Origin of the sequence: Arthrobacter sp. Br18, from assembly GCF_000520555.1 — a bacterium.
GTDB lineage: Bacteria > Actinomycetota > Actinomycetes > Actinomycetales > Micrococcaceae > Arthrobacter_D.
Genome location: NZ_AZSA01000212.1, coordinates 20,878 through 28,158, shown reverse-complemented (window position 1 = coordinate 28,158; position 7,281 = coordinate 20,878). Strand labels below are relative to the sequence as shown.

Annotated in this window: 7 protein-coding genes; 3 read left to right on the top strand and 4 right to left on the bottom strand. The window is 64.5% G+C overall.

Features of this window, described 5'->3' with window-relative positions; genetic code table 11:
- A partial coding sequence (locus Y704_RS17785; RefSeq protein WP_155850130.1) for a GNAT family N-acetyltransferase occupies positions 1-338 on the top strand: 338 nt, incomplete at its 5' end.
- A gap of 60 nt (positions 339-398) precedes the next feature.
- On the opposite strand, the gene Y704_RS0100310 is transcribed toward Y704_RS17785, so the two are convergent.
- Positions 399-719: a putative quinol monooxygenase gene (locus tag Y704_RS0100310; protein WP_026548659.1), complete on the bottom strand. Its 321-nt coding sequence runs from the start codon at positions 717-719 to the stop codon at positions 399-401.
- Between the two features lie 207 nt (positions 720-926).
- Here Y704_RS0100310 and Y704_RS0100305 point away from each other — a divergent pair, with 207 nt between their 5' ends.
- On the top strand, positions 927-1,955 hold the full coding sequence (locus tag Y704_RS0100305; RefSeq protein WP_026548658.1) for an isopenicillin N synthase family dioxygenase: 1,029 nt from the start codon (positions 927-929) through the stop codon (positions 1,953-1,955).
- Positions 1,956-1,996: 41 nt separating this feature from the next.
- Here Y704_RS0100305 and Y704_RS0100300 read toward each other — a convergent pair whose 3' ends face one another.
- The 3 genes from Y704_RS0100300 to Y704_RS0100290 are packed head-to-tail and all read right to left on the bottom strand — an operon-like array spanning position 1,997 to position 5,773.
- Positions 1,997-2,863 carry a phytanoyl-CoA dioxygenase family protein gene (locus tag Y704_RS0100300; RefSeq protein WP_081747305.1) on the bottom strand — a complete coding sequence of 289 codons (867 nt, stop codon included), beginning with the start codon at positions 2,861-2,863 and terminating at the stop codon, positions 1,997-1,999.
- Positions 2,856-4,703, bottom strand: coding sequence for a glycoside hydrolase family 2 protein (locus Y704_RS0100295; RefSeq protein WP_253904157.1), 1,848 nt, complete (start codon positions 4,701-4,703; stop codon positions 2,856-2,858). The genes Y704_RS0100300 and Y704_RS0100295 overlap by 8 nt, the downstream gene beginning before the upstream one ends.
- Positions 4,704-4,747: 44 nt before the next feature.
- On the bottom strand, positions 4,748-5,773 hold the full coding sequence (locus tag Y704_RS0100290; RefSeq protein WP_026548655.1) for a LacI family DNA-binding transcriptional regulator: 1,026 nt from the start codon (positions 5,771-5,773) through the stop codon (positions 4,748-4,750).
- A gap of 194 nt (positions 5,774-5,967) precedes the next feature.
- On the opposite strand from Y704_RS0100290, the gene Y704_RS0100285 reads away from it, so the two are divergent.
- Positions 5,968-7,281: an ABC transporter substrate-binding protein gene (locus Y704_RS0100285; RefSeq protein WP_051476532.1), complete on the top strand. Its 1,314-nt coding sequence runs from the start codon at positions 5,968-5,970 to the stop codon at positions 7,279-7,281.

Sequence of the window (7,281 nt, the reverse complement as noted above, 5' to 3'; positions counted from 1 at the left end):
CCCAGCCCACCGACCCGGACGTAGTCGAAGCCCTGACGCTCTCCCCGGTCGTGGAGCTCAGCAAGTTCTACATCCACCCGGACAACCACGGGCGGGGCACGGCAGCTGCCCTGATGCGCGAGACGCTGGATCACGCGCTCCGCAACGGCTTTCCGGGGATCTGGCTCGGCGTGAACCAGGAGAACGAACGCGCCATCCGCTTCTACTCCAGGAACGGGTTCCTGCCGGTCGGCTCGAAGCGGTTCCCGCTCGGGAACCGGTGGGAGGACGATTTCATCTTCGAAAGGTCGCTGACAGCTGCCCTGTCCGGTATCCCCGGACAGGCACGACCCGCCTGACAGGGGCCCGCCCACGGAAACGCGCGACGCCGCCAGCCATCAGCCATCAGCCATCAGCCATCAGGGGACGGTAAGCTCCCCCATCCGGCCCCAGCCGTCAGCGGAAATCTTCTCGCTGATAATTTCCGGTGTCTCGACCAGCGCCTGCGGCATGTCCTGCATGGCACGTGAAAAGTGCTCGCTGTTCACATGCGCTTCGGCGGCGTCGTCGTCGAAGGCCTCGACGAGCACGAAGCGGTGCGGATCCTCCACACTCCGGGACCAGTCGAACCACAGGTTGCCGGGCTCCCGGCGCGTGGCCTCGGTGAAGTCCTTCGTCAGGGCGATCCAGCGATCACTCCAGTCGGGCTTGACGTGAAACTTGACGACGATGAAAATCATACGGAACACCTTCCGGTTGGGAGAACACTGTTCGGACTCGCCCCTTCAACCTATAAGGTTCTGGGCGGTCTGGTCAGATTCATCCATCCGATAGGCGGCGGGAAACAGTATGCGGGGAACGTCGTCGGCCGGAAGGACCTGCCGCGGATGAAACACGGCGTAACGCAAACCGAAAGTGCGGCGGTGAACAGGAGTAGTCTCCTGCGCATGCAGCACAATCAGGGTTCGATCCCCATTCTTGACCTCAGCACCGCGCGCCATGCCGATGGAACCTTCAACCCCGCGTTCATCGACACGCTTCGCGACGCCGCCCACACCGTCGGCTTTTTCCAGCTCATCAACTACGGCGCAGCGGAATTCCAGGTGGACTCCCTGTTCCGCGTGACGAAGGAGTTCTTCGACCTTCCGCTGGAGGACCGCCTCACCCTGGACAACCGGACGTCCGCGCACTTCCGCGGCTACGCCCGGCTGGGAACGGAAGTGACGAAGGGCCGGCCCGACGCGCGGGAGCAGATCGACTTCTCCCCGGAGCGTCCTGCCCTGGAAAGCTACCCGGAGCACGAGCCCTTCTGGCTGCTTCAGGGCCCGAACCTGTGGCCCCGGGACATCCTGCCCGAACTTGAGCAGGCGGCCATGCAGTGGGCGGACCTGATGTCGGAGGTGGGAGCGGAGCTGCTCTCGGCGATCGCCGTCGCGCTTCAGCTGCCCGAGGACTACTTCGCAGAGCCGTTCGAAGGAGCACCGGCCTGGATGGCGAAGCTGGTCCACTACGTGGGCGGCGCGGTGAAGGACTCGGGCAACCAGGGTGTCGGGGCCCACGCCGACTACGGTTTCGTGACCCTGCTGCTGCAGGACGAGGTGGGCGGCCTCGAGGTCCTCCCCCAGGGAGCTGACGGCTGGGTGCCCGTCGACCCTGTCCCGGGTGCGCTCGTCGTCAATCTCGGGGAGATGCTGGAGGTGGCCACCGGGGGCTACCTCGCCGCGACCATCCACCGCGTGCAGTCCCCGCCGCCCGGCGTCGACCGCTATGCAGTGCCGTTCTTCTGGTCGCCCCGGCTCGACGCCGTGATCGATCCCGTCCCGCTGGCTCCCGAACTGCGGGCCCAGGCGCGTGGCCTGTCGGATGATCCCGACAACCCCATGCTCGCGTCCTACGGCTCGAACGTGCTGAAGGGCCGCGTGCGTGCCCATCCCGACGTCGCCGAACTCCACCACCCCGAGCTGGCCGCGAAGTAGAAGAGAGAATCAGGAGCGCGCAGTAGGCGAAAGCGGTGCCGTCAGGCCTCACCCATCATGAGGCCCTCGATGGAATGCTTCTGGGTAATCGGGGTCAGTGTCTCCACCACGGGGCACACGATATGGTCCCGGACACGCTGGGGCAGGGACTCGAAGAACTCCCTCGTGACTTCCATCGAATGGTGGGCGGCGTTACCGGCTCCCGGGGCGTCCACCCCGAGGACCAGGACGGGCCGGGATTTGTCCGACCTGTTCTGCGTCCCCCGGTGGATGGTCAAGGCCGATCGCGCCGAGATATCACCCATCCTCGGGTACTTCCGTTCGGCCAGGGCCTCGTAACGGGGATACACCGATTTCGGCGGGAACATGGCATGGTCGAAGCCGTCCGGAAGGTCCCACTGCGTGGTAGGAGCGATCTCGAACGGACCCATGTCCTCTGCGGTGTCGACGGCGGTGGCGTTGAAGGCCAGCGATGTCAACCGCCTGTTCACCCGGGTCTCCTCCGGCATCGGAAAGTCCCGATGCCACGGCTGGTTCACAGCACCCGGACCAGGGATGTCGAACCCGAGTTCAACGATCTGGTAATCCGGGCCGAGCACCGATTCGCACACCATACGGACCCAGGGATGGTCCACCAGCTCAAGCCACCCCCGCAACTGTTCAGGGTGGATCTCCACGTAGTACCGCTTCGGCCCGCGTCCGACGGCGCCGTTCGGCCTGGACAGCGCCTCCCTGAACGCCGTGTCGATGTCCTCGCCCAGCTGGGATGCCCACTGGCGCGGGAAGGCTTCCTTGCGGGCGATGACCCCCCGCGTATAGAGGCCGGTGACCGCCTCCCGCGCCACATCGCTTCCACCCTCCGGGATCGGGATGTCCACTGCTGACGGAATCCGTGGTGCCTCACCCATGGTCGGAACCTCCGGGCGTCCACGCGTTCCCCATCACGATCTTCCGGATCTCAGGAATGGGAAGCTTCGGCTTGCGGTTCTCGTCCGTCAGGCCGTTCGCCTCCTGCAGGGTGTCCGTCAGCTGGGTGTAGCAGAAACCGGCAAGGATGGGGCTTTGGTGGAGTGCCGAGAAGAGCGCCTCCAACCGGAGGGCGAAGTCCTCCAGCGAGTCCGCGGTGGAGTAGCCCCAGGTGTCGATGGGACTGTCCGGTGCGTAGGAAACCCCGCCGAACTCCGACACCATGACGGGCTGGGTCCTCACCAGCTCGGGCAGGACGCTCAAGCGGCGCCCGGCAGGCCCCACGCCGTCGACCAGGGACTGGAAAGCGGCGGGGTCCCTGTAGTGCGAATGAAGCTTTTCATGGGTCACGGCGTAGTCGTGGACCGTGAAGAGATCCGACTCCGCATGCTCCCAGCCGTCATTGGAGATGACCGGCCGCGAAGTGTCGAGTGCCTTCGTAAGGTGGTACATTGCCTGGGCGAAATGGCGTTGAGCCGGATCGTGCGCAATCTGCTGGACACCCCAGCTCTCGTTCAGTGGAACCCAGGTCACGATGCAGGGATGGGACCGGTCGCGCTTGACAACGCTCGCCCATTCACGGGCAACCCTTTCGACCGCTGTGGGCGAGAACTCGAAGGTGCTGCCCATTTCCCCCCAGACAAGGAGACCGAGGCGGTCCGCCCAGTAGAGGAAGCGAGGGTCTTCGACCTTTTCATGCAGCCGGGCGGCATTGAATCCCAGATCCTTGATGAGCTGCACCTCGTCGCGGAGCGCGGCCGCGTCGGGGGCCGTGAGGAGCGACTCCGGCCAGTAGCCCTGCTCGAGGACCGATCGGACGTAGTAGGGACGATCGTTGAGGAGGAAGTGCCTGCCCTCCGTGCCGACGCTGCGCATCCCGAAGTAGGACCACAGTTCGTCGAGAACCCGCCCGTCGGAATCGAGCAGGGACACCTTGCCATCGATGAGGCGGGGGTGTTCCGGAGACCACAGCAACGACTCATAGGCCTGGCCGTTGGCCTGGTGCGCGATGGCGCAGTTCATCACGACGTGGGGCTCGTCCGCCGTCGTCGTGTGGGTCCCGAGGGCACGCCCTTTGTAACTCAGTTCGACCTTCACCGTGACCGCATCGGGATGCCGCGCCGACAGATCGAGTTCGAGCTGAACGGATCCGGCCGGGACCTGCGGCTCCCAGGCAATCTCCTCGATCGATACTGCAGGAACGGACTCGAGCCAGACCGGCTGCCAGATACCGGTGGTCCGGTGGTACCAGATGACGTGCGGGTCCTCCAGCCAGTCCTGCTTCCCACGCGGTTGTGCGACGTCGTGCGGATCGTCTTCCGCACGGACAACGAGGGAGAGGTCGCCGGGAGTCTGCGTGTGGATGGTGATGTCCACGGAGAACGGTGTCTGTCCGCCCTCGTGGGAGCCGACCAATTGTCCGTCGACCCAGACGGTCGCCCGGTAGTCGACGGCTCCGAAATGCAGGAGCACCCGATCGTCGCCCGTCCTGCGGCCGCTTCGCCCGATCTCATCCTGGGTGACGGTGCGCCGGTACCAGACCACGGGATGGAACCCTGTGTCATTGATGCCGGACGCCACGGATTCCGGAGGGAAGGGGACGTTGATGGTCCGAGGCAGGCTGCTGCCGGGTGCGAACCATTTCTCAGCCATGCCCACGTTGTCGTCGTCGTGGTCGAAGCTCCATTTGCCGCCGAGATCGGTCCAATGTTGACGGACGAACTGGGGACGGGGGTACTCGCCGTCTTGGACACTGGCACTGAACGAATTCGCAATGGACATGCGGACATCCTGTACCATTTTTCCAGCGCTGTAAAGCCATTTCCCTACAACAGTACCGGCGCTCCGGCGGGTGCGCTCTCCCGAATGCTGAGGGAATGGGAAACGATACGGTGCCGGCCTATCCCCTGCAGCCCGTCGATCCTCTCACCGAGCATTTCAAGAGCGGTGGCCGCGAGCTCCCTCTTGTCCGGTGCTATGGAGGTGAGGGACGGAGCCGCCCAGCGCCCCAGCTCGGTGTCGTCCCATCCGACGACGGCAACGTCCTCGGGCACCCTCGATCCCGCGTTCCGCAGGGCATGCAGCGCGCCGGTCGCGAACCTGTCGTCACGGCAGATGATCCCGTCGAAGGAGATGCCCGACGCCAACGCACGCTGCACGGCCTCCGCACTGTCCTCGGGTGAGAAATCCGGTGCGGAGAAGACGAGGTGCGGGTCGAGCGGCATCTTCGCTTCGAGCAGACCCTGTTGGTAGCCGAGCAGCCGCTGATCGGTCGATCCGGTGATGTCTCCCGCCACGAGCCCCAGGAACGCAATCCGACGACGGCCCTGCGCGAGGAGATGACGAACCCCATCGCGGGCGGCTGCCACATTGTCGATCATCACGTGGTCGGCCGTGACCGGCATGGTGGATTCACCGAGCAGGACCAGTGGGACGTCCCGACGAAGCATCGCGATGTCCATGGACTGCATGCGCACAGGATGGAAGATCACTCCATCCACCAGGCCCGCCTCGCGGTCGTTCAGCACTGCCTGCTCCGCTGCGAGGTTGTTCAGCGTCTGCTCGACGAGCACGCGGTAGCCCCGCAGGCTCGCTTCTTCCGCGATGTAGCGGGACAGCTCGGAGAAGTACGGATGGTCGATCTCGGGGATGGCGAGAGCGATCATGCCGGTTTTTCCGGTCGCCAGGCGACGTGCGGTGAGGTTCGGCTTGTAACCGAGTTCATCGATCGCCAGTTGCACTTTCCGACGCATCTCCGGCGTCACGTGGGGATAGTTGTGAACCACGTTCGAGACCGTCTTCATCGATACGCCTGCCACCTTTGCCACATCGGCAAGCCGAACCTTCTTCATGCGCTTCTCCTCAGGTCTGTCCAAGTCTAAAGCGGTTCCTCCTGTTTGCTCCGCCGTTCCGTTTCCTCTTTCCAAAGCACTGGACAGGTTGTTTACAGCGCTGTAAGTTGGATCACATGTCGGGGGTGGAGGCAAAACCTGCCCCTCCGCAGTAGCCAGGACGAACGCACGCGTTTTCAACGAGGAGGACAATAATGACCAACCCCAAGCGATTTCTGCGCAGGCACCTGAAGGCCGCAACGGCCATCGGCGCCGTGGCATTGCTCGGTTTGACGGCATGCGGGGGCTCCGGAGGAGACCAGGCAGCAGCGGAGTTCACCGGCGAGTACACCGGCCCCGAAGTAGAGCTTTCCTACTGGAACGGCTTCACGGGCGGTGACGGACCCTTCATGGAGGGAATGGTGGAGGAGTTCAACGCCGAGCACGAAAATATCAAGGTCGTCTCCAACACCATGCAGTGGGCGGACTTCTACCAGAGGCTTCCGGCGGCCGTTACTGCCGGCGAGGGCCCGGACGTCGGCGTCATGCACCTGGACCAGCTGTCCACCAACGCGGCCCGCAACGTCATCGTGCCCGTGGACGATCTCACCGATACCCTCGAGCTCACGGCCGACGATTTCACCGAGGAAGTCTGGAACGCGGGCGTGTACAAGGAGGAGCGTTTCGGCGTCCCCCTCGATGTGCACTCCCTGGCGATGTACTACAACACCGAGCACTTCGCAGCGGCCGGCATCACCGAGGCTCCTACCGATGCGGCGTCGTTCGAGGACGCGCTCGAGAAGCTCCAGGCCGCCGGCTACGAGAATCCCTTCTGGATGCCGTCGCTATGGCCCAGCCACCTGATCAACCTGTCCCTGCTGTGGCAGAACGGCGGCCAGCCGTACGACGCCGAGGCGTCCCAGGCCAACTTCGCGTCACCGGAAGGGATTGACGCCATCACCTGGCAGACCGACATCATCGAGAACGGCTACAGTCCCTCGAACGTGGCCCTCGATTCGCAGTACGTGGCCTTCAAGAACGGTGAGACCTCCATCACGTGGGACGGTATCTGGCAGCTGAATGACCTGGAGGCCTCCGGCCTGCCGTACGCTGCAGCTCCTCTCCCGACCATCGGTTCCGAGGAAGCCGTGTGGGGCAGCTCGCACAACTTCTTCCTGCCCCGCCAGGCAACGCCCGACGCCGACAAGCAGAACGCGGCCAAGGTGTTCATTGCGTGGATGAGCGAAAACTCCGAGGAATGGGCCGGCTCCGGCATGATTCCCGCCCGCGAATCGGTCCGCGCCGCGGGTGCGCTCGACGGCATGCCTCAGGAAGCGATCGCCGAGAACATCGACGACATGCGGTTCCTGCCGCCCATCCCCGGAATCGGCGCCGTACAGACCGAGACACTCGAGGTCGGCGTCAACAAGGCGGTCCTGGGCGACCAGTCCCCGGAGGAAGCAATGACCGAGGCCGCCGAGAACGCCTCGCAGTTGATGGAAGAGAACAAAGCGTCGTTCGGAGAATAG

Excerpts from the sequence above, each read along its gene's own strand:
- Y704_RS0100285 (WP_051476532.1), top strand. The coding sequence starts at position 5,968 with ATGACCAACCCCAAGCGATTTCTGCGCAGGCACCTGAAGGCCGCAACG.
- Y704_RS0100290 (WP_026548655.1), bottom strand. The coding sequence starts at position 5,773 with ATGAAGAAGGTTCGGCTTGCCGATGTGGCAAAGGTGGCAGGCGTATCG.
- Y704_RS0100300 (WP_081747305.1), bottom strand. The coding sequence starts at position 2,863 with ATGGGTGAGGCACCACGGATTCCGTCAGCAGTGGACATCCCGATCCCG.
- Y704_RS0100310 (WP_026548659.1), bottom strand. The coding sequence starts at position 719 with ATGATTTTCATCGTCGTCAAGTTTCACGTCAAGCCCGACTGGAGTGAT.
- Y704_RS0100305 (WP_026548658.1), top strand. The coding sequence starts at position 927 with ATGCAGCACAATCAGGGTTCGATCCCCATTCTTGACCTCAGCACCGCG.
- Y704_RS0100295 (WP_253904157.1), bottom strand. The coding sequence starts at position 4,703 with ATGTCCATTGCGAATTCGTTCAGTGCCAGTGTCCAAGACGGCGAGTAC.